Source organism: Streptococcus sanguinis, from assembly GCF_019929225.1.
In the GTDB taxonomy this organism is placed as follows: Bacteria; Bacillota; Bacilli; order Lactobacillales; family Streptococcaceae; genus Streptococcus; species Streptococcus sanguinis_J.
Genome location: NZ_JAHZPA010000006.1, coordinates 113,068 through 134,502 on the forward strand (window position 1 = coordinate 113,068; position 21,435 = coordinate 134,502).

The following is a 21,435-nucleotide window of genomic DNA, read 5'->3' on the forward strand; positions in this document are numbered from 1 at the left end:
TCACTTATTTTAATCCTGCAACAAAGCGCTCTGTAATTTCTTTAGGGCGAGTAATGGCTCCGCCGACAACGATGCCTCTTACACCCAAATCATGTATCTGCTTGGCTTGACTTGGATAATGAATCTTTCCTTCAGCGATGACGTCAAAGCCTGCTTGGCACAAGCGGCGGATGAGCTCAATGTCCGGTCCGTCAACCTTAGGGCTGTAGGAAGTGTAGCCCGACAAGGTCGTGCCGACAAAGTCTACACCAGCTTCTACAGCAGCAGCAGCTTCCTCATAGGTACTGATATCTGCCATCAATAGCTGATGAGGATACTTGGACTTGACCTGCTTGATGAAATCCGCAACTGTCAAGCCATCATGGCGCTCCCGCTTGGTACAGTCCAGAGCAATGACTTCAATATCCAGAGCAGCCAACTCATCCACTTCCCGCATGGTAGCCGTGATAAAAGGCTCTTGTGGCGGATAGTCGCGTTTGATAATTCCGATGATGGGCAGAGAAGTTACTTCCTTAATCTCCCGAATATCGCGAACGCTATTAGCTCGAATACCGACAGCACCGCCTTGCTCAGCAGCCTTGACCAAGAGAGGAATGACTCCTCCAGCTTCCGTATAAAGCGGCTCCTGGGGCAAGGCTTGACAAGAAACAATGATGCCGTCTTTAATCTTGGCTATCAAGTCATCTTTTAAAATCTGTGACATGAATATACAATCTCCTTTCGTATGACATCGGTCTGATCAGATAGTCTAACAACTATCTCGGACCTCAGGTAGAGCAGGGAAGAAGGCCGCAAACAAATATTTTTACTTCCTTATCCTAGACTCCATTTTTTAACTCGAGTATTTCATAATGTTATTATAAATAATTTTTAAAGCGCTTTCAATATTGTTTGGAATTTAGATTTTAGTTTCCGAATTTTCCAGAAAAACAGAAATTCCTGAAAGTACTTTCAGGAATCCGTTTTGTAGAAAAGTCAATGAAAGAGCGAGCAAACTTCTAAAAAGATTCTCATTTCTATACTCCCTCAGGCAAGTAAAAAGGGCTAGACAAAGGCCTAGCCCCAAAGGGGGGACGAATATTATCTCTCTGATTTAAAGTCCGAAATGAGAGAAAGTCTTTTTATTTTGGTTCCGCAGAGCCAGTTAAAGACAGTATCGCTGACACGGACATTCATAGCCTCATGCCCATATTCAGGCAGGAGATGATACTCCTTTTCTCCAGCCAAACGGTTATAAATGGCAAACTGCGTGATAGGATAGCAAACATCATCCTCCAGGCCAATAATCATCTGCACTGGACAGCTAATACGATGGGCCAGATTTTTCACGTCAATATAAGCAAGTGTCTGCAACAACTGCTCTTCTGTCTCATGAAAAGGATCATGGAATTTGAAATAACGAAAGAGCTCATCATAGGCTTCACTGGTATTGCCAATCTCCAAAACCCGTCTAAAGTCCACAAGGAAGGGATAGATGGCTACAGTCTGCTTGATCCGAGAGTTTAAAGCAGCTGCCACTAGGGCCAAGGCTCCGCCCTGTGAACCGCCAAAACTAGACAAACGATTTTCATCCACGAAGTCCAAACCAGCCACTAGCTCGACCAAGGTGTAAACATCCAGATAGACATCCTTGAAAAAAAGCTGATCCGGTCCATCCAGAGCCCCGCGGATAATATGTCCTTTAACAGTATTGCCGCGGACTTCTCTATCACCATCCAGTGAATAGCCAGACTGACCACGGACATCCATTGACACCACACCCCAGCCCGCTGCCGTATAGGCCAGCATATCAGCCCAATCCCAGCCCTGCCCCATATAACCATGGAAATGAAACAATACCGGAACTTTTTCTGATAACTTAGGCACAACTAGCTTAGCATAGATTTGCCCACCGTTTCCAGACTTGAAGGTTAGCTCATAGCAAGTCGCATATGCAATTTGAAAATCTTTTTCCAGCAACTGGTAGTCCTGAGGCACTTCCACCTCCGCCACTTGTTTATTCCAAAAGGTATCAAAATCGTCGGGCATTTCATCTCTTCCGCGATAATCTAACATTTCTTTAAGTAAAGTAGGGTTTTTCATGTCTTATCCTCCCAACGATTCTTGAGACCTCTTTCATCATACCATATAAAGAGGAAGTTTTCAATAGGTTAATATATAGATTTTCTGTTTTTCTGAAATTTGTCGGGCCCACTACCTAAGAACCTATATGAAGCAGGAGCAGTAAATAGAACAAACTAAATCCTATGTTTAGGCCGGCTCCGTTAAGGTAGGGGCGTCCGATTCTCAGCTTTTCTACCAGTAAGATAGTCAACAGACTCAGCGGTAAAGGAGTCAGCAGCCCCAGATAAGCAGGCAATATTGTCTGACCGGTAACTATTAGCAGTGAGTAAACGAACCAGCCTAGACCGGTCAGGGCGATAGCTGTTCGCCAGGTTATATCTAGAAAGAGTACCGCTTCATTGATAAGCTCGCTATCTTCGTCTGAGCAGACCTGTCCTTTGCTTCGTTTATAAACCTTTTTGCTGATGATCCCAACGTAGTAAAAGGCCACATGTGCCACCGGCGACAGAGCAAATCCAATTCCTAACAAGGCTATTGACAGATAGGCCCACAAGCCCTTATTTGTCAAACCAAAGAGAGCATAAAGCGAGACTAACATAAGAGGGATTGAGAAGTTAGCCACCAGAGCACCTAGACGCAGCCGACCGACAGAGCCAGACAGCATCAGCATAGCCAGCTTCTTATTGCCAATCCGACTCTGCTCCGTAAAGGAAGCATAACTTTTCTTGTTTACCTCAAAGCCAACCAGCAGAATATCCCCCAACAACCAGCAAAGACCACTCAACAGCCCAGCCCACAAAGATAAAAAAATCACATTGCTCTCCTTTTTTCCATTGTCCCCTTATCTTAGCACAAAAGCTCGCTCAATAACAAGTAGTTAGAAGGTTTACGTCTTTTTATCCCAGCAAGCTCTTTTCGTTAAGAGATCTAGCACTCACGTCGCTACGCTCCTCAGCATCAATGTCTCTAAGCTCAGCTTCGACCGACGGTCTTGCCTCGCTATGTGTTTCTTCAAGGTATATAGCTTTCTTTCTAACGGACAAAACTGCATCCATTGCTCTATGACTCAACTTTGTCCTACGGACACGTTTCGTTAAGACACATAGCGCTCACGTCGCTCCGCTCCTCAGCATCAATGTCTCTAAGCTCGGCTTCGACCAGAGGTCTTGCCTCGCTGAGACACATAGAAAAATCCCCCACCAAAAGGCAGGGGATGATCGACAAACTGTCTTATTCTTAATTGAGGAAGCTGCTCGCTTATTTGCGGCGTCCTGGGCGTTCCTTGTAGCCATAGTAAGCGTCTTCGATGATTTCCTGCATGTGGTCAACCATTGGAAGGCGTGGGTTGGCTGGAGAACATTGGTCTTCGTAGGCAAGGAAGGCCAATTCGCGTGAATGTTCTTTCCATTCTTTTTCGTCAATACCTTGAGCCTTGAAGTTCATTTCGATACCGACACGTTCTCCCAGTTCATAAACAGCTTTCGCAAATGATTCAACACCTTCTTCTGGAGTAGAAGCTGGCAAGCCAAGCATACGAGCGATGTCTTGGTATTTCTCATCCGCACGGTAGTAGTTGTACTTAGGCCATGTCGCTGTCTTAGCTGGACGTGTACCGTTGTAGCGGATTACATATGGCAGCAAGATCGCATTGGTACGACCGTGGATCGTATGGAACTGAGCACCAATCTTATGGGCCATAGAGTGGGAAATTCCCAGGAAGGCATTGGCAAAGGCCATACCAGCGATAGTAGAGGCATTGTGCATCTTTTCGCGAGAGTGGAAGTCAGCGTTCTTAACAGAGCTTTCCAGATTTTCAAAGACTAGTTTGATAGCTTGGAGAGCCAAACCATCCGTAAAGTCGCTGGCCATCTGAGATACATAAGCTTCTGTTGCGTGAGTCAGAACATCCATACCAGTGTCTGCTGCAACAAATCCTGGAACAGTCAGTACCAGAGCTGGGTCTACGATGGCTACAGTTGGAGTCAGAGAGTAGTCAGCGATTGGGTACTTACGGTTGTTAGCCTTGTCAGAGATAACGGCAAACGGTGTTACTTCTGAACCTGTACCAGATGTTGTAGGAATTGCGATAAACTTAGTCTTCTTACCAAGCAACGGGAATTTGAAGGCACGTTTACGGATATCCATGAATTTTTGCACAAGGTCACGGAAATCCACTTCTGGTTGCTCATAGAAGAGCCACATTACTTTAGCTGCGTCCATTGGTGAACCACCACCAAGCGCGATGATTGTATCAGGTTTGAAGGTACGCATAATCTCCGTACCACGTTCAACAGTTGTGATATCTGGATCTGGCTCTACGTCTGCAAAGATTTGGTAAACAACCTTATTACGACGAAGATCGAGTTGTTCGATGATACGATCTAGGAAACCAAGCTCTACCATAGCATGGTCTGTAACGATCATGACACGTTCCACATCACGACATTTTTGCAGGTATTGGATAGAGTCACGCTCGAAGTAAGTTTTTGAAGGGAGTTTCATCCATTGCATATTATTTCTACGTCTTCCTACTTTTTTGATGTTCAAGAGATTCACAGCACTAACGTTATCACCAACTGAGTTGCGACCATAAGATCCACAGCCCAGTGTCAATGATGGCAGGAAGGCATTATAAACATCCCCGATACCGCCGAAAGTGGAAGGTGAGTTGCAAATAACACGGATGGCACGAACAGCTTTACCAAATTCCTTAGTCAACTCTTCGTCCGCTGTATGGATAGCAGCTGAGTGACCAAGACCATGGAATTCTACCATTTGACGGGCTTTTTCAACACCGTCTTCACGAGATTCAGACTTGAGAACAGCGATGACAGGTGACAGTTTTTCACGTGTCAACGGCTCTTTTTCACCAACTTCTTTACACTCTGCAGCCAAGATATTCGTATCTTCTGGCACGCTGAAGCCTGCTTGCTCTGCAATCCAAGTAGCTGGCTTACCAACGATATCCGGATTGAGCTTAGCACCAGCACAGTTCTTGCTGTTTGCCTTAGCACCGAAGCAGAACTCTTCCAACAGAGCTTTTTCTTTCTTATTGACAAAGTAGGTATGATAAGATTTGAACTCTGCTACAAATTCATCATAAACTTCCTTGTCAATGATAACCGCTTGCTCAGAAGCACAGACCATACCATTGTCAAAGGACTTAGACATAACGATATCATGCGCTGCTTGACGGATATTAGCGGATTTTTCCACATAAGCTGGTACGTTTCCGGCACCAACCCCAAGAGCTGGCTTACCACATGAATAAGCTGCCTTCACCATTGCATTACCACCTGTCGCAAGGATTGTTGCGATTCCTTCGTGGTTCATGAGTGCAGAAGTTGCTTCCATAGATGGCGCTGTAATCCACTGTACACAGTTTTCAGGCGCACCTGCTGCAATCGCTGCATCACGCACGATTTGTGCTGCATGAGCAGAAGATTCTTGAGCTGATGGGTGGAAAGCAAAGATGATCGGATTACGAGTCTTCAAGGAAATCAAAGATTTGAAAATCGCTGTTGAAGTCGGGTTGGTTGTTGGAGTAATTCCGCAGACAACACCCACTGGCTCCGCAATCAAGGTCAAACCAGTCACATCATCTTCCTGAATAACACCGACAGTTTTCGTGTGGCGCATATTATTCACAACGTGCTCACAGGCAAATAGGTTTTTAGTCGCCTTATCTTCAAAAACTCCGCGACCCGTTTCTTCATAAGCATGCAGAGCCAACTCACCATGGGCATCCAAAGCTGCTACAGAGGCCTTGGCTACGATGTAGTCCACCTGTTCCTGATTCAGCTTTCTCATTTCCTCGAGTGCAACCAGACCTTTTTGCACCAATTCGTCGACATGCTTTTGCGCTGCCAAAGCCTTGTCTTCTTGTTCTACCGTTTTCTTCTTTTCAGCCATTCTATTCCTCCAATGGTTTTGCCTTAGGTTAGACGAAGAACTCCAACCTTTGTTAAATATTTCACAATTCAATTATAACCCATTTGATGATTTTTGTAAACACTTTCACTTAACATTCACAAACTTTTTCCTGTTATTTTGTGAATGTTATACAATAAGCGCTGATTTGCCAGATTATTTTTGTCTATTTTGTGAAAAAATTTTTTAATTTTTTAGAGATTTCACATACTTTTTGTTTTCACATAATATATGAAAGCGCTTTCTTGGTTTAGATATAAAAGGCTCGGATGAACCGAGCTGATCTTTACTTTATAAACATCAAAAAGATGAACCTTAATTCCCATTTTTAATAATAATCTCAATCGTCATCATAAACACGTTCACCATGGATTTGGATGTACTCCTCACGCTTCTTATCCAATTCTTCCCAGATGGGATCGTCAATAGCGTCAATCGTTTGAATTTCTTCCAAACTCATCTCATTTGCTTCATCAAAGGTTAGAGATAAGATATCTTGGTGCTTTTCCTTGAATTCCTCGACTGTTAGCCATGTTTTCTTATCATCTTCACTGATTTGTCCATCAATAGCAATTGCAATTTCAAGCGCCATAATATACATAGCACGCTTATCAACTGTTAAAACATCCAAATAATTAGAAGCGATTCTTAGATATTTTCCCTTTTCTCTACCGTCGCTTTCATAACTTCCCTCATAATCCAAATCAATATTTTCATATTTTTGGGAATTTATTGCACTGCCACCTTTAACCTTGGCATCTTTCCAACGAGAGCCACTTGCTCCCCACTTATCTAACCGCAAAGATAAATAGAAGTCATTTTGCAGCATCTCATCATCACCAACGTTGGAGTAACTTATTTTCTTGCCATTCCGTTCCTTAAACCACATCTTCCAAACAAGCTCTCTAGTTGTGAAGTCTATTTTTTTCGTAAAATCACTTTTAATATATAGTTTCATATTCCCTCCTAATTTCAGTAATTATTTTGATAAGTTTTCCAAATTCTATTGAAGATTTCTTCTTTAACAGTTTTATTAAGGTTTTTTAAGTTATCATTAGTGTTAATCCAATCCCATATTGAGTTTTTATTGTAAATATTCTTAATGTCAATATGCTCATTCACTCCATACCCCGATTTACCACTTCCAGATTGAACCTGGAATACTCCTTCACCATTCGAACCACTAGTTGGCTCCCAATCTACACGAAGTTTCACTTTTCGATTTCCTATTCGACTTCATCTATCCACCACTCGGGCTTCAAATTGAGCGGGTTTATCATCAATATTAGTGATAGTGATATTATACGGTTTACTTTTAGTAACATCAAAGATTTTTTTATTAGTATAATTAACTACAATTCCATCTTTCTCTAGGTGAATATTTTTTTGATTATTAGATAGTTTTTTAGCAGTCGTTTCACCATTTTCATAAATAGATTGAGAGATATACTGTTCCTTAACATAATAGTAAATTCTAGAATTTTTTTCGCTCCAAACTTCAATACCTGTTAATTTGATTTTTTTAGCATCGTTCTTTTTTAAAATCAACTCAGAACTATATTCCAGTTGGTCTGCATTAGGATGCACTCTAAGCTCTATGCTTTGACCAGGCTGCAAAGTGTATTTACCGTAATTCAAAACTGCTTGAACATACCATATAAGAAATAAACTATATAATAACGCAATAATAATCCGTGATTTCCTATTTTTGAAATAACGGAAAAGTAACACTAGAGAAGTAATAAAAACTATTGAAGTTATCATTCTTTATTCCCCTTCTTGTATGCATCAATTCCATCCTGAATCATAGCCGCGTCTCCTTCATTGTCCCCATAATGACCTTGCAATAAACTCAAGTCATATTTAATATCTGCACCCACTATGAAATATTTATCAACATCAAGATAATCTGAAAATTGTTGAGCCTTCCCTGCACCATATTTCAAAACATCATCACCAGCAGGTAAGTAACCCTGACCAAAGTAACCGTACAAATAGTTACCTAAGTAATCAGCTGCCATTCCTTCTTCCCACTGACGAGACCAAATAGATATCGGCATCTCTTTGCTATATTCCCTATTTTTTAAATCCATTGGCCTATCTGTGTATACTAACGTTGCAAAATTAACATATTTATACCCGGCCATGCTTCCAGTTGCTGCTAATAATGTAGCCTTGCTATTTATATCTTGGTCACTCACTTCCAAAATAGATTCACCCATTTTTTTAGTCAAAGCTTTAATATCTACTTTAGTCTTTAAAGATTTATTAAAATCCTGCTCTAAATCATCCTTTTCTTGTCTGGAAACATCACTCCAGTTTATTTCACCACCTTTAGTTAGGCTATTTCTCTTCTTCCAGTACGATTCAAATACGTCTTTATTGCTATAAAATAGATAATCTTCATACGCCTTGATAATGGAATCAATTTTATCAGTAGCAGATTTATCACTCTCTTTGATTTCTTCAACTTTTTTATTAAGATTACGCAAATTTGCTTTCTCAACAGTCTCTGAATCAAGACTATATGTCTGAATCTCTTGAACCTTCATCTTAGTAGACCAACTCATATCTATACCATCAGTAGAGTAATTACCCTCACTGTCTACCAATACCTGACTAAGCTGCGTCGCTCCTTGGATAGCTAAACCCAAAACCTGCAGACTATCTGTGAAATACTGGGACACCTGATCCACAAACCATTCCAGTTTGTCTATTTTTTCTTGAATTTCTCGAATACCGATATTTAGTTGAGTTTCAACTTCCATTAAAGCAGATGTCTGAGATAAAAGGTCTCCCAACTTACCTGTCAGCAGAGCTCCTGCATTACGGAAAAAATCTTGATTATCTGCAATCTGCTTTTCTACTTTTGCCAGTTGCTCATTTTTTATTTTCAGCTGTTCCTTCAGTAGATCCAAGTCCAATTCGCCATATCCAGCCACCTCGGAATCAGCACTTTTATAAGAGGAAAGCTCCCCCTGAATATCATCAATAGCCTCTTGCAACTTCTTGATAGCCGGAATGATAATATCTGTAAATAAGCCTTTCCCCGCTGTATAAGCCGCTCCCTGCAACTCACCCGAATCCAAAGAGGCAATCAAATGGTCGCAGCCACTAGATAGACGATCGGTCACTTGATTGGCTACTTGAAGGTTGCCGGTCATCGCTTGGATAAGCTGGGCTGAATCTGCTGCACTATATTTTACTCCCATGGCAAACTATTCCTTTCTTTGGTCAGTTTGTCTCGCTCTTCTTCCATAGTCTTTCTTGTTTGACGACTGAGCTTTCCCAGTTCATCCATCTGAACATCCACATAGTTCTTAACCTGTCGGTTAAGATACTGAGTTTCTGATAAATCACGACTGAGGGCAGCAGAGCTTTGAGGGTGTTCATAAAGTAGATGTTCCATTCGGGTCGTCAAATATTGGAAATCCGTCGCAAAATTCGCCAGAGAAATCTCGTATTGACGTTTCATCGTCATAAATTCGTCTTCTTTTTGGTCAACTTTGAGAATTTTTTCGTAAAGTGCCTGACGTTCTTTTTCGCTTTTATCTGCCTTCATCTCAACTCTCCCAGCGCTTGGCTTCCTCAATATCGCGTTTTTCAATTTTTGCAGCAATTTCTGGAAATTTATTGGCCTGAGTCAGAACAGCCGAGCTGAAGTCACTGACAGCCTGCAGCATTTGATTGCAGGCCTGACGGCCAGCTTCCATCCCAGCAATCCCTGTTGTATAGGAAAATTCGACTTGTTGATTTTGTGTATTGCTAGTATCAACTCCAACGAGCTCACTGATAGCAGAGCCAGCTGAAATGGCGCTCGATTTAATTTGTCCCATTGTTGCTTCTCCTTTTGGAATTTATGGTTTCACATTGCCAGAATTTGCTTCATCTATGGCTTGCTTAATGGTATTGGCATAGAGAGTCCCCCCCTCAATGATGGACTCTGAGTTCGAGCCAAAGTGGACATAGTCTGTCCCTTCCCAAATCTGCGGATTTTCGATAGCAGTTTGATGCCAGTCAGCCACAAAGACATAGTCGTACTTTTTGGCTAATTCCAGTTCATACTCCCGCTGCTGGGCCAAGACTCCGCCCTCTGAGCGACCGTCATAAGGGGTCACGAGAATCAGCTGATGCCCCTTAGGCAGGCTGGAAACATACTCATCCAAAAGTTCATTCGAGTAACCGGACGAATTGGTTCCAAGAGCCAGGACAACCTGCTTCTTCAGCACTCTATTAGCAATATCTGTCTTATAGACCTCCAAGCCTGTGCTCAGACTGCGACTAACGACAGTGTCTAGCTCGATTCCTGGCAAGATCTGCTGCAATTGATCGCTAGAGCGCAGGGCAACCGAGTCGCCAATCATAGTAATCCCGTCCGCCACATTGTACTCAGTCGCCTTGGACTGATCAACCTGACTGCGAGTTGTCTGCATCTTAGTGTCTGCTTGATTCAGAGCATTGACAATCAAACTTTCCTCAAAAGCTCCGACCTTTGGTGCTGTCACCGAGATAAAGAACATAATCAAAGTCAGCGGAATCATGCTGTAAAAGATTGGTCTGGTAAGAGACGATAGATCCATCTTGGTTCCCATGATAACCGGCTGACGACCAGCCAGAGTTGGCTCCAAAATATAGAAAGACAAAGCTGCAAAAGTAAGAGACAGCAGCGTCGTCAAGAGAACAGCCAAGCCGTTACTCATCAGCTGGGTGAAGATAATATAGAATGGCCAGTGGAAGAGATAAACTCCATAGCTGGTATCTGCGATAAAGTTGATAACACTAGGCTCCTTCACATCAGGGAGCTTGTCATGCAACATCCTAGCTGCCAAAATCATCAGACAGGCCAAGGTAGTCGAAATCAAGAATCCTACCAGGTAGGTCCAAAGGTTGTCAAACTTAAGCAGGAAGCTGAGCAAAAGCAAAATAGCTGCGCTGCTCCCCATAATTCCTAGCACTTGCTTGAGAGCCAGCTTTTGCTCCAGCATCTTAAAGCGACTGCTGACATGGCCGACACCAGACAAAGTAGCCAAGATGCTTCCTGCAAAGAAAGGAAAGACGTGGGTCAAACTTGAAAAATAAATGTCAGAGTAATTCTTAGTGGTCAAAGCGCCAGCAAACATTGATACAAAGCTGACCAAAAAGAGACCTACAGAAACCAGCGCAATCATACCGCGATAGCGGGCCGTTGACTTAGCAACCTTGCCCAAGCCCCAAGCAGCCAAGCCCCAAAGAACATAATAGTGAACTTCTAAAGCCAGACTCCAAGTATGAATCAGGATGTGTGGCACAAACTGACTCTCATAATTGCCGCCAGATAGCATTTCATAAAAGTTGGTCACAAAGCCCAAAGCAGCCGCAATCTGCGTCCCAATCCCAGCCACAAAATCCTTACGTATCAAGAGAGTAAAGGGCATAACGACCAAAATCATAAAGACCAGAGGTGGTACAATCCGATAAAAACGCCGTTTGAAAAAGCCTTGGATATCGATTTCTTTCTTCTTGGCAAACTCGTCAATAAGCAGAGCGGTAATCAAGAAGCCAGAAAAGGTAAAGAAGATATCCACACCAATAAAACCGCCAGGGAAAACGCCCTGGAAGTAATGATAAAGCAGAACTAGAAGCAGCCCCGTGATTCTGACGAGCGAAAACCATTTAATGCGCATTTTGATAAATTCCTTGTTTAAACGTTCCTTCATAAACGACATTGCCTTCTGTCGTTAGCTTCCCTTGTCCATCAGCCTGACCCTTGCTGAAGTCCCCTTCATATTTCCAGCCAGCCTGCGAGGTAAAGGTTCCTTTTCCGTCAAAGATGCCATTGCGAAATTGACCGCTATAACTGTCCCCATTTTGAAAAGTCATAGTCCCCTGACCGTTCATCTTCCCGCGAACCAAGGTCCCGTCATACTTGATCTTCCCCTGATCCAGCGTTAAAACGCCCTTACCAGGAATCCCCGAAGTAAAGACCAGAATAGCTGACAGCACAATGACCGTTACAGCCAAAAGTTCTAAATTCTGCCGGGTCAGATAGACCTTGTATTTATCGTAAAATTCTTTTACTTTATCCATATTCCTATCCATCCAAACGCTCTAGCCACTTCTTGCAGCCAGCCAAGACCAAATCATAGGTTTGGTCAAAATCTCCTGTGTACCAAGGATCCGGCACACCTTCTTCTTCAAACTGATAAATTTTATGCTGAAAATCCTCAGGCGCCATCCGCTTCAAATCTAGGACATTGCTTTCATCCATACCGATGACGTAGTCAAAATCCGCAAAATCTGCTGTCGAAATCTGCTGAGAAGTCTTGTTCCTATCATAAGAAATGGCATATTTCTTAAAAATAGCCTGTGTTCCCTGATGAATGGGATTGCCGTGTTCCCAGCTTGAGGTTGCCCGGCTCTCGATTTTCAGTTGGTCTGTTAAACTCTTCATGACGAATTCTGCCATCGGACTGCGGCAGATATTGCCCAAACATACAAATACAATTTTCTTCATACAATACCTCGCTATCTATTATAACAAAATAATGGCAAAAACTAGCTCTGAATCGTTTACAGTTTCCTGATTCTCGTTGAGAATTGGCAAGCCCTGCCCCTCTCATGTCTGAAAATAGCAAAAAACCACCATTTGGTGGCTTTTTGTAGGGAGATTATTTTTTAAAAAGAAAAAAGTTTTAGGAGTTAAGTTAATTTCTTAACCTAGTTATAGTATAATATCCATTCCTTAAAACTTCCTTAAAATAACTTAAACATTTTACTCTTATCTTGTACTTATTTATTAGGATAGTGATATTCCAGCTGGGGCCAGCGTTTCTGCCAATTCTTCTTAGCCAAGCGCTCAGCATAGACACGCTGGCGCTCCTTATTTTCAAGAAAATGAGGAGTCGGTCTGACCTGAAAGTTTAAGATATCCTCCAAACCATAGGGAGCAAAAAGTTCCAGTTTGCCATTTGCCAGCAAGCGCAGTCCGATAGCAGTGCAGCGCTCAGGATACTTACTCATGGCTTCGCAAGCATTTTTATAAGGTGCCGTTCCAGGACTATGCCGGTGCATATAGGCTTGATTTCTCAGCTCCCATCGATACTGTGGCCAGTCTTCCTTGAGTTTGGCTTCCAGCTCTATCCTCTCTGCCTCAGCATAAGTCGGATCAAAGAAAATGACATCTACGTCCGTATCTGGGTCAAAACCTGATAGCTCTGACAGCATATTCCAGATAAAATTCCTCACACATCCAGCCGCTAACCAAGAATCCTTGAGCTCCAGACTGCGAATAATTTCCAAAATCGCTCGGATGTCTGGATCCTGACCTAGTTGATTTAAGGCAATCTGTTCCATTTTCGTCTCATGTTGGATATTAGCATTCCCCTTCACTTTATCACTTACCTATATCATCATATTTTGCTAGCATATTGGGAACATACATTTCTAATCTTTGTAGGATATTACCCCGGATAGCAGTATCCATTTGACTACTGATGTTGATAATCGTTGTCTTTGTTTCAAGTGCAATTTGCTTGGCTCTAGTCTGAAATTCTTTCTTCACTTTTTCACGAGCTTTCTGCGCAGCCTGAGCTTCCGCTAATGCACGCTTGCGTTCCATTATCCTTCGCATCTCTTTCAAAGCAAATTCATATTCCTTGTCTGTATAATATTCATTTATTGGAGCTCTCATATCTCTTCCTCATCTGATAATATTCTTCTTCTAGCTTATCCCTGTTCTTTCGGAAAGCTTTTTCGCATTCGAGTTGTTTTTCATCTAATTTTATAGTTTGTTGATTATAAACAGTTTGGGATTCCAACATTAGATTTTCCATGTTAGAGAAATAGTCCTGCATATCCTCAGAAGAAACCGAAAACCTCTCCAAAACATAAGTCATTTTCTCTATCTCCTCATCTACTAAATTCCCGAATTCCCTGAAGCGGTCATAAAGTTCTTTCTCATTCCTCTCAAATAACTTTTTTTCATGACGATATTTATCTTCAAACTCAGTCAATTCTCGTTCTTTTCTGTTTACATCTTCCCAAGTTACATCTCTTCTTTCCATCGTTTAAATTCCTCCGCCAATCCTGCATCTGTTGCCAGTACTTTTTCAATAGCTTCCTGAAGCTGCCCGTTTAGTCGTTCAAAAGCTGTCGCTGGATCAGCCATTTTAGCAACTTGATGATTGGTTTCACTCTGAAATCCATCTACATATTGGTCTTTTGTAACACCTTGACTAGCATAGATAGCTTCTACTTCTTCAATGGATAGTTCTGTATAGTTAGTAAAGTCAATTTTGGACCAGAGATTCGCTACTTGATTGTTTGCCTCTTCAGATAATTTCAATAACTCTTCCGCTCCAATACGCGCTGCGTTCATCATACTAGAAGACAAAATCTGTCCCTGTACAGCATCCAGATAAATCTGTTCTGCTCCACTAATACGATTGGAAGCCCACCTCGTTTTTAATTCCTTATAACGCTGCATTCTACTCAAACTATCAGCATAAGCCTTATAGAGCCCGCTGACTAAAGGTTTACCTCCCTTGCTATCAATCACCTGTCCAGTTACAGGGTCAAATATCCATTCATCAATTCTATGACTAGTTCCATCTACCCAATATATAGTTCTGGGAATAGAATTTGATATATCATTTTGACTAGTAAACCATTCAGGATGATTAAAATCATTATAGCGAACTACGTCATCATTCTTTCTACGGTAATCCACAAACATAGCAGAGTTCTTTTCCAGAAACTGTTTTTCTTCCTCAGTCAAAGCTCCATATTTAAACCAAGCATTAAAAGTGGTTGTTGGAATATGATACTTTGCCCCCAATTTAAGCATGTATGCTCCTTGAGAATAACCAGATAATTTACTTACTTCATACTGAGGATTATCCATAATCTCTTTGACAAATTGATCCGCCACCTTATATTGAGGAGATAAGTATGTTTGTCTGGCTCCAACTGCACCAGCGGCATCACGCGTAAGCGGACCCAACTTGTTAACTGGACTTTTAGGATCCGTTCCTGCCGAAATTACAGCCACACTCTTATAGTCAGGTAGTCCGTTAACAATTGGCGCAACGGCCATACCATCAAAACCTGTCTTAGGATCTGCCTTAGTCGCAATAACACGAAATTCCTGACCATCTGAAGTCGTAATAGTGTTGGTTTCGTTACTATTCTTTGGATTAGACGTCACTAATTTCTGTTTATTCCGATCTGAAAAATCTTTATTCACACTGTAGACAGCATAATCCTGATTCAAACCATTCAATTGTTCATCTGTGTAATTAAACGACATTATACTTCTCCTCTCTCGTTATTAGAATAGATAACTAATATTTTGGATGAAGTTTTTCCCCTATGACTTTGAAGCATCTTCCATTGCTGATCAATTTCTTCATCTGTCTTTCCTTTCATTAGTCCATCATGATTTTCTTTACTATACAATTTATGATTTATTCCATAAATTATTTTTTCTCCATTATTAAATCGTATTTTTACATCACAAGACCAAGAACCTGGTTTATCAGTATAGTAGGGTTCTGTTATCTCAATTTCCTCAATCCCTTCATAAGAATTCTTCAAAGCCTTTACTAGACTGACTTCATACTCTCTGTTGCGACGCTCTTCTTCGGACTTTTTGTTCAAGGTAAACATATAAATACCTCCTACAGTAATGATAGTCAACAATACAATAACAATGAGCCATTTGAATCTGCTCATATATCTAGATTTTGCCATAAGCTTTTTCTCCTTTATCGCTATTATACTATAATTTCTAAAGCAAAGTATAATAGAATAATGTTCTTTAGAGCAAATAATAATTCTACAATATATTGTTCTGATGTATGAAAAAAGAAACAACGTCTCCGTCATTCCTTCATATACTCATATCCTAAATGCTCATAGGCTTTGCGGGTAGCCACGCGCCCAGTCCGTGTCCGCATGACAAAGCCTTTCTGAATTAGGTAAGGCTCATACATGTCCTCCACTGTTTCACGCTCCTCAGCAATATTGACCGAGAGGGTTCCCAGCCCTACCGGACCGCCACCATAGACCTCAATCATAGTCTTCAAAATCTTCTGATCCACATAGTCCAGCCCTTCCTGGTCCACATCCAGCATGGAGAGAGCCTGATCGGTTATCTTATCATCAATCAGGCCATTGCCCATAATCTGCGCGTAATCCCGCACCCGCTTGAGCAAACGATTGGCAATCCGCGGAGTGCCTCGACTACGCAGAGCCAGCTCCTTCGCAGCCTCGTGGGTAATATCCATCTCAAAAATCTCTGCAGTCCGCTCGACAATTTCCGTCAAGTCGCCAGTTTCATAATACTCCATATGACCAGTAATTCCAAAGCGAGCCCGCAGAGGATTGGACAGCATGCCTGCCCGAGTGGTCGCCCCAATCAGAGTGAAAGGCGGCAAATCCAGATGGACGCTGCGACTGGTCTCACCTGAGCCAATCATAATGTCGATGTAAAAGTCTTCCATAGCGCTGTACAGCACTTCCTCTACTGCCATTGGCAAGCGGTGAATCTCATCTATAAAGAGGACATCACCCGGTTCAAGGTCATTTAAGATCGCAACCAAATCACCGGACTTTTCAATCACCGGACCAGAAGTCTGCTTGAGATTTACGCCTAGTTCATTGGCAATGACAAAGGCCATGGTCGTCTTCCCCAGACCTGGAGGGCCAAAAAGCAGGGTGTGGTCCAGCGCCTCATCCCTTAGCTTAGCCGCTTCAATAAAAATCTTCAGCTGGTTCTTGACCTTGTCCTGACCGATATACTCCTGTAAATACTGGGGACGCAAGGTGCGCTCCACTAATTCCTCATCGCCCATTAATTCATTATCTAAAATTCTACTCATAGAACTATTATAGCAGAAAATAAAGCCGAGGAAGCAAATCTAATTCGCGTCTGAACACAAAAAAAGACCACCGGATTGGGTGGCCTTTATGGGAGATTATTATGAAAAAGTTTAGGATTTCTATCAAATAAAGTTAGGAGGTCTTCATTTGATACTCATAGTATACTGCCCCTAACTTAAAGAAACCTTAACTTTGTATAACGTATCCTTTAAAATTTAACATTTGAGTTACAATCCGATAAACATCCTGTCTTATTCTAAAATTTGAGCAAAAAAAGACCACCGGATTGGGTGGCCTTTATGGGAGATTATTATGAAAAAGTTTAGGATTATCAAACAAAGTTAGGGGGCTTCATTTGATAAGAATAAGTATAGCAGCCTTAGCTTAAGAAAAACTTAAAGTAAAATTCAGTTAGCAAAAAAGATTTTGCTTTTGATAGTGGAGCCTTTTTCCTTGCTTAAGATTAGCTACTTATGAAAACATAGTCTCTGAAAACTGGACCAAGAAAAACGGCAGAAGGAGGTACTGCCGTTTTTTGTGCTCTTTCGCGATTGTTTCTTTATAAAGTTGCTGGTACATCAGCAAAATACACCGTCCTGCTGGTAAAAATCTGACCGGCCTTGAGAATGACATCTGACTGCTGGCTGCTGTGAATGGCATCCGGCAGGGCCTGGGCTTCCAGAGCCAAGCCATTATGCTGAATCATAGGCTGGCCGTCAAACTGAACCGAATCATCCACACAATTCGCTGAATAAATCACTAAGCAGGGCGCCTGAGTCTCAATAGTCAGGCGGCGGCCCGATGCTGGATAATAGAGCGTCCCTGCCTGATCTCGGCTTGGGTTTAGAGCAAAAGGATGATCCAAGCCAGATACTAGCCGAATTTGCTCATCGGTCGCAGCGAAAATTTCTTTAAGGGAAGCGCCCTTGGTCAGCTTCTTGACAAAGTCACGCTCTGCATCAGCCTTTTTTTCAGGAAGACCGTCAGCTGCGATAGGATAGACACCACCAGTATTGAGCTGCAGGATATGGTCATCAATGGGCTGATTGAAACGACCTGACAGGTTGAAATAGCTGTGGTTGGTCGGATTGACCAAGGTATCTTGATCTGTCTGAACTTGATAGGAGATTTCCAGCTTGCCCTTCTCTGTCAGGGTATAGGAAATCCAGATTTTCAGATTGCCCGGGAAGCCGCCAGTTCCGTCAGTCCGCTCTGTATAAAAGGTAAGTCCGTCATTACTGACTTCCTCTACTTCAAAAACGCTACTGTCCCAGCCGCTGGATCCACTATGGTTGCAGTTTAAGCCATTATTGGCCTCTAGCTGAAAGGTCTGACCATTCAGATCAAATGTTGCACCAGCAATACGTCCAGCAACTGGACCAATGCTGGCTCCGTGCTTAGGGCTGTTCCCAATATAGTCCTCAAACTGATCAAAGCCAACGACGATATTGTCAAAGTGATTATTTTTATCAGGAGTGACATACTGGATGACGGTCGCTCCGTAGTTCATGACTGTCAGTCGATAACCTCGATCGTTTTCAAAAGTATAAGCCAGAATCTCCTGACCGCCCAGCTTGCCAAAAATGGATTCTCGGTAAGATTTCATACAAAACCTCTTTTATCTATCCTGCTAAAAATCACGAACTTGCCAAGTCCTGTCTTCAAAAGGCAGGTCAAGCTTGTCCACCCAAGACACCGCTGTTTGGCGCAAGACTTGATTAAGATCCTCGATATTCTGACGGCCTGTCTCGTCCAGCCACGCTTGAGCTGCTGCAGCTCCCTCTTGGGCAAAGACTGAGACTGCATCCTTCCAGGTAGCCCGTCCACACAGAACGCCGTTAAACTGTGAGCCCGCTTCATGGGCTAGCCGCAGCGTTTCTTGGAAAAGCTCGGCACTGACACCAGCGCTGAGGAAAATGAAAGGCAAGTGCGTCGCATCTGACTGTTCTTTAAAGAAAGCTCGGGCTTCCGTCACGCTGTAGACTGGCTGAACTCCTTCTTTTGTGAAGCCCTCGACAAAGTTCATATTGACCGGCACTTCAACCTTTAAGACATCTACATGATAGCGGGAATCTGAAAAGAGTTTGACTGCCTCGTTGACCTTATGCGGCTTAAGCTTGGCATAGTTAGCGTCCAAGACACTGTCACTCTTAGCGTCATAGGTCAAAATCTCCAGAAAATAGGGAATATCCTCAGCTAAGCATTCACTGCCCACGCGCTCAACCCAGGCCTGCTTGATATCGTTGATTTCTGGCTTGTCGTCCACATCATAGTAAATCAAGACCTTAACGGCATCTGCGCCCATGTCTCGGATGCGACTAGCTGACCAGTTAGGCAGCAAGTCCGGCAGGCGGCCCTCGGCTGTCGCATCATAGCCGGTCTTCTCGTAGGCCACTATTAGCCCACAGGACGCAGCTCGCAGCTCGGCTGCTGGCAGACCGAACTCTGGATCCAGCAGGATGGAGCTGGCATAGGGCGTCAGCTGACTAGAGATTAATTCTTTAAACTGAACCAGAGCTTGGTCACCAGATGGCGCATCTTCTCCGCTGGCCAGCATTTTCTTGAGCGAGCCACGCTGGTCAATGGCCAAAGCCCCGATAATCCCCTGCTCGTTTGATAGTTTTTTCAAATGGCTCACTTTTTTGTGACTGATTTGTAATTTCTCCATAACTTTTCCTTTTCTTACTGCCCAAAAGGGTGAATGATAACTCCCTGTACTACACGATTGACCGTGCCTGTCGGAGACGGTGTATCTGGACGGTTTTTGACCTTGAGCGAGGACAAGAGGGCAAAGAGCTGAGCGTAAACAATGTAAGGGAAGATGCGATAGCTATCTCCCAGAGGCTCTTGGGTACTTAGCACTACTTGCTCGACTCCTTCCAACTGCTCCTCCCGGTCAGTCAGCATCACCAGCCTGCGGACAATCCCGTCACCAGCCACTTCCCGCACCAAATCCAAATCATAAGCCTTGGTATAGGCATCTGCCGAACCAAAGACCAGAACGACGGTGTCTTGGTTAATCAGCGACTTAGGTCCATGCCGGAAACCGACTGGGCTTTCGTACATGGTCGCAATTTGGCCGGCTGTCAACTCTAAAATCTTAAGCTGGGCTTCATGTGCCAAACCAAAGAAAGGCCCTACCCCCAGATAAATGACCCGACTGAAATTCAAATCAACCAGCTGCTGCACATCTGCAACACGTCCCAAAACATCCTGACTGAGCTGAAGCAGAGCCGCAACCTTGGCTTCCTTCTGGGCTAATTCAGCCCGGTCAAAGACTAAAAGGGCTGTCAGCATCATAGAGCTGAAGCTAGAAGTCATGGCAAAGCCAGCATCATTAGAAGCTTCTGGCTGCAGGAGCAAAAGATTCTTTTCATCACCTTGGGCCTGCTGGGCCAGCTTGCCTTGGGCAGCACAGGTAATGGTAATCTGGTACAAGTCATCTACCAGCTGCTTGGCCAAGTCCACAGTCGCTACACTTTCTGGGGAATTACCGCTGCGGGCAAAGGAAACCAGTACTGTCGGCACTTCTCTCTTCAGATGTACCAAGGGATTGGCCACGATATCTGTCGTCGCAATAGCGTTGAAATTCCATTTGCGCTCATCATAAATCTGCCTGAAATAAGGTGTCAAGGTATCTCCGACATAGGCTGATGAGCCAGCTCCGGCAAAAATGACCTTGATGTAGTCATGTTTGTCCTCGATTTCTTTCAGAAAAGCAGCGATAGCTGCGGCCTGAGCCTTGTAACTGTCAAAGGCTTCCTGCCAAACCTCAGGCTGCTGATAGATTTCTCGCGTTGTGATGTCAGCCCCCAGACGCTGCAATTCTTCCTGTGAATAATCTAACATTCTCTTTCTCATTCCTTTCCATTATTTGAAAAAAGGGGGAGTGGGACAGAAATCCAGAAAATCCAAGATTTTCGGCTCGCTGTCCCACCCCCGCAACGATGGCCAGACTTGAAATATGCTTTTAACAAGCTTTTTCAAACTAGACAGCGACTGCATTTTGCAATGCTGAACCATCCATTTCCCTAAGCTAAGAGGCATCTCCCAAATTCCTCTTAGACCAATATGCTTGAATCATCCACCGTGGCCAATCCTTACCTATCAGCAGTCTCCCATCTGCTGACAGCGCAAGAACTTGACCCAACTAGAAGTGGTTGTTCAAGCTTTATTCATCTTCATCATCCATTAGGCCAGCTAGAACATCATTAACCTTAACAATATTCTCTGCTGCCTTGGATGGATAGCTGACTTCTGCTCCTGTCAAAGAAGCGTTAATAAACTCAATGACCATGGGCAGATTGACCCCCGCATAAAGCTCGATATCCTGTCCTTCCATAATGAAGCGGCTGACTACATTACAAGGAGTGCCCCCCAAGAGATCCGCAAAAACCAAGTAATCCTCAAAATCTTTGACCGTCTCTAAGAATTTAGCTGCAAAATCTTCTGGGCCTTCCTCCGGAAGCAGGGCTACTGCATGGATGTCTTCCTGAGGCCCCATAATCATTTCCGTAGTTGTTTTCAGTTCTTCACAAAAGCGACCGTGGCTGACTAAAACTAATTTCTTGCTCATAAATT

The 21,435-nt window shown here is 43.1% G+C and carries 24 protein-coding genes; all 24 read right to left on the reverse strand.

Translation table 11 applies throughout. From position 1 onward, the window contains the following. Positions 1 to 4: 4 nt before the first annotated feature. On the reverse strand, positions 5 to 703 hold the full coding sequence (locus K1I80_RS09945; protein WP_002922738.1) for an N-acetylmannosamine-6-phosphate 2-epimerase: 699 nt from the start codon (positions 701 to 703) through the stop codon (positions 5 to 7). Positions 704 to 1,080: 377 nt separating this feature from the next. Beyond that, on the reverse strand, positions 1,081 to 2,082 hold the full coding sequence (locus K1I80_RS09950; RefSeq protein WP_223313716.1) for an acetylxylan esterase: 1,002 nt from the start codon (positions 2,080 to 2,082) through the stop codon (positions 1,081 to 1,083). A 115-nt stretch (positions 2,083 to 2,197) separates the two neighbouring features. Further along, a complete protein-coding gene (locus K1I80_RS09955) occupies positions 2,198 to 2,878 on the reverse strand; it encodes a DUF6796 family protein (RefSeq protein WP_223313717.1) in 681 nt (226 codons plus the stop codon). Positions 2,879 to 2,960: 82 nt separating this feature from the next. After that, on the reverse strand, positions 2,961 to 3,119 hold the full coding sequence (locus K1I80_RS09960) for a shikimate dehydrogenase (protein ID WP_223313718.1): 159 nt from the start codon (positions 3,117 to 3,119) through the stop codon (positions 2,961 to 2,963). A 202-nt stretch (positions 3,120 to 3,321) separates the two neighbouring features. Beyond that, entirely contained in the window at positions 3,322 to 5,976 is a 2,655-nt protein-coding gene (adhE, locus tag K1I80_RS09965) for a bifunctional acetaldehyde-CoA/alcohol dehydrogenase (RefSeq protein WP_223313719.1), read from the reverse strand. A 358-nt stretch (positions 5,977 to 6,334) separates the two neighbouring features. Continuing rightward, positions 6,335 to 6,952, reverse strand: coding sequence for a hypothetical protein (locus K1I80_RS09970; protein ID WP_223313720.1), 618 nt, complete (start codon positions 6,950 to 6,952; stop codon positions 6,335 to 6,337). Positions 6,953 to 6,966: 14 nt separating this feature from the next. Beyond that, positions 6,967 to 7,209, reverse strand: coding sequence for a hypothetical protein (locus K1I80_RS09975; RefSeq protein WP_223313721.1), 243 nt, complete (start codon positions 7,207 to 7,209; stop codon positions 6,967 to 6,969). Between the two features lie 21 nt (positions 7,210 to 7,230). After that, complete coding sequence (locus tag K1I80_RS09980; protein ID WP_223312665.1) at positions 7,231 to 7,758, reverse strand: hypothetical protein; 528 nt, start codon at positions 7,756 to 7,758, stop codon at positions 7,231 to 7,233. Continuing rightward, positions 7,755 to 9,206: a polymorphic toxin type 44 domain-containing protein gene (locus tag K1I80_RS09985; protein ID WP_223313722.1), complete on the reverse strand. Its 1,452-nt coding sequence runs from the start codon at positions 9,204 to 9,206 to the stop codon at positions 7,755 to 7,757. The genes K1I80_RS09980 and K1I80_RS09985 overlap by 4 nt, the downstream gene beginning before the upstream one ends. Then, positions 9,197 to 9,556, reverse strand: coding sequence for a hypothetical protein (locus K1I80_RS09990; RefSeq protein ID WP_048773666.1), 360 nt, complete (start codon positions 9,554 to 9,556; stop codon positions 9,197 to 9,199). The genes K1I80_RS09985 and K1I80_RS09990 overlap by 10 nt, the downstream gene beginning before the upstream one ends. Position 9,557: 1 nt before the next feature. Next, positions 9,558 to 9,830, reverse strand: a complete 273-nt coding sequence (locus K1I80_RS09995) for a TIGR04197 family type VII secretion effector (RefSeq protein WP_223313723.1) — start codon at positions 9,828 to 9,830, stop codon at positions 9,558 to 9,560. A 21-nt stretch (positions 9,831 to 9,851) separates the two neighbouring features. Beyond that, positions 9,852 to 11,657 carry an acyltransferase family protein gene (locus K1I80_RS10000; protein ID WP_317628164.1) on the reverse strand — a complete coding sequence of 602 codons (1,806 nt, stop codon included), beginning with the start codon at positions 11,655 to 11,657 and terminating at the stop codon, positions 9,852 to 9,854. Then, positions 11,647 to 12,072 carry an MORN repeat-containing protein gene (locus K1I80_RS10005; protein WP_002907692.1) on the reverse strand — a complete coding sequence of 142 codons (426 nt, stop codon included), beginning with the start codon at positions 12,070 to 12,072 and terminating at the stop codon, positions 11,647 to 11,649. Before K1I80_RS10005 ends, K1I80_RS10000 begins: the two co-directional genes overlap by 11 nt. Further along, positions 12,065 to 12,487 (reverse strand): low molecular weight protein-tyrosine-phosphatase, encoded by a 423-nt coding sequence (locus K1I80_RS10010; RefSeq protein WP_223313725.1) that lies wholly within the window; start codon positions 12,485 to 12,487, stop codon positions 12,065 to 12,067. The genes K1I80_RS10005 and K1I80_RS10010 overlap by 8 nt, the downstream gene beginning before the upstream one ends. 275 nt (positions 12,488 to 12,762) lie before the next feature. Then, positions 12,763 to 13,326: a nucleotidyltransferase family protein gene (locus K1I80_RS10015; RefSeq protein WP_223313726.1), complete on the reverse strand. Its 564-nt coding sequence runs from the start codon at positions 13,324 to 13,326 to the stop codon at positions 12,763 to 12,765. A 40-nt stretch (positions 13,327 to 13,366) separates the two neighbouring features. Beyond that, complete coding sequence (locus K1I80_RS10020) at positions 13,367 to 13,663, reverse strand: hypothetical protein (protein WP_125434075.1); 297 nt, start codon at positions 13,661 to 13,663, stop codon at positions 13,367 to 13,369. Beyond that, positions 13,644 to 14,036, reverse strand: a complete 393-nt coding sequence (locus K1I80_RS10025) for a hypothetical protein (RefSeq protein WP_125434076.1) — start codon at positions 14,034 to 14,036, stop codon at positions 13,644 to 13,646. The genes K1I80_RS10020 and K1I80_RS10025 overlap by 20 nt, the downstream gene beginning before the upstream one ends. Further along, positions 14,018 to 15,280 carry a hypothetical protein gene (locus K1I80_RS10030; protein ID WP_125434077.1) on the reverse strand — a complete coding sequence of 421 codons (1,263 nt, stop codon included), beginning with the start codon at positions 15,278 to 15,280 and terminating at the stop codon, positions 14,018 to 14,020. Before K1I80_RS10030 ends, K1I80_RS10025 begins: the two co-directional genes overlap by 19 nt. Further along, positions 15,280 to 15,723, reverse strand: coding sequence for a hypothetical protein (locus tag K1I80_RS10035; RefSeq protein ID WP_125434078.1), 444 nt, complete (start codon positions 15,721 to 15,723; stop codon positions 15,280 to 15,282). The genes K1I80_RS10030 and K1I80_RS10035 overlap by 1 nt, the downstream gene beginning before the upstream one ends. A 131-nt stretch (positions 15,724 to 15,854) precedes the next feature. Then, positions 15,855 to 16,853: a Holliday junction branch migration DNA helicase RuvB gene (ruvB, locus tag K1I80_RS10040; RefSeq protein ID WP_048773656.1), complete on the reverse strand. Its 999-nt coding sequence runs from the start codon at positions 16,851 to 16,853 to the stop codon at positions 15,855 to 15,857. A gap of 560 nt (positions 16,854 to 17,413) precedes the next feature. Beyond that, entirely contained in the window at positions 17,414 to 18,460 is a 1,047-nt protein-coding gene (locus K1I80_RS10045; RefSeq protein WP_111675127.1) for an aldose epimerase family protein, read from the reverse strand. 24 nt (positions 18,461 to 18,484) lie between these two features. After that, on the reverse strand, positions 18,485 to 19,522 hold the full coding sequence (gene lacD, locus K1I80_RS10050; RefSeq protein ID WP_048773652.1) for a tagatose-bisphosphate aldolase: 1,038 nt from the start codon (positions 19,520 to 19,522) through the stop codon (positions 18,485 to 18,487). 14 nt (positions 19,523 to 19,536) lie between these two features. Further along, the gene (locus K1I80_RS10055; RefSeq protein WP_223313727.1) at positions 19,537 to 20,715 is read right to left on the reverse strand and encodes an SIS domain-containing protein; all 1,179 of its coding nucleotides are present in this window, start codon (positions 20,713 to 20,715) and stop codon (positions 19,537 to 19,539) included. Positions 20,716 to 21,025: 310 nt separating this feature from the next. After that, positions 21,026 to 21,430 carry a PTS sugar transporter subunit IIA gene (locus K1I80_RS10060; RefSeq protein ID WP_002894390.1) on the reverse strand — a complete coding sequence of 135 codons (405 nt, stop codon included), beginning with the start codon at positions 21,428 to 21,430 and terminating at the stop codon, positions 21,026 to 21,028. Between the last annotated feature and the right edge of the window lie 5 nt (positions 21,431 to 21,435).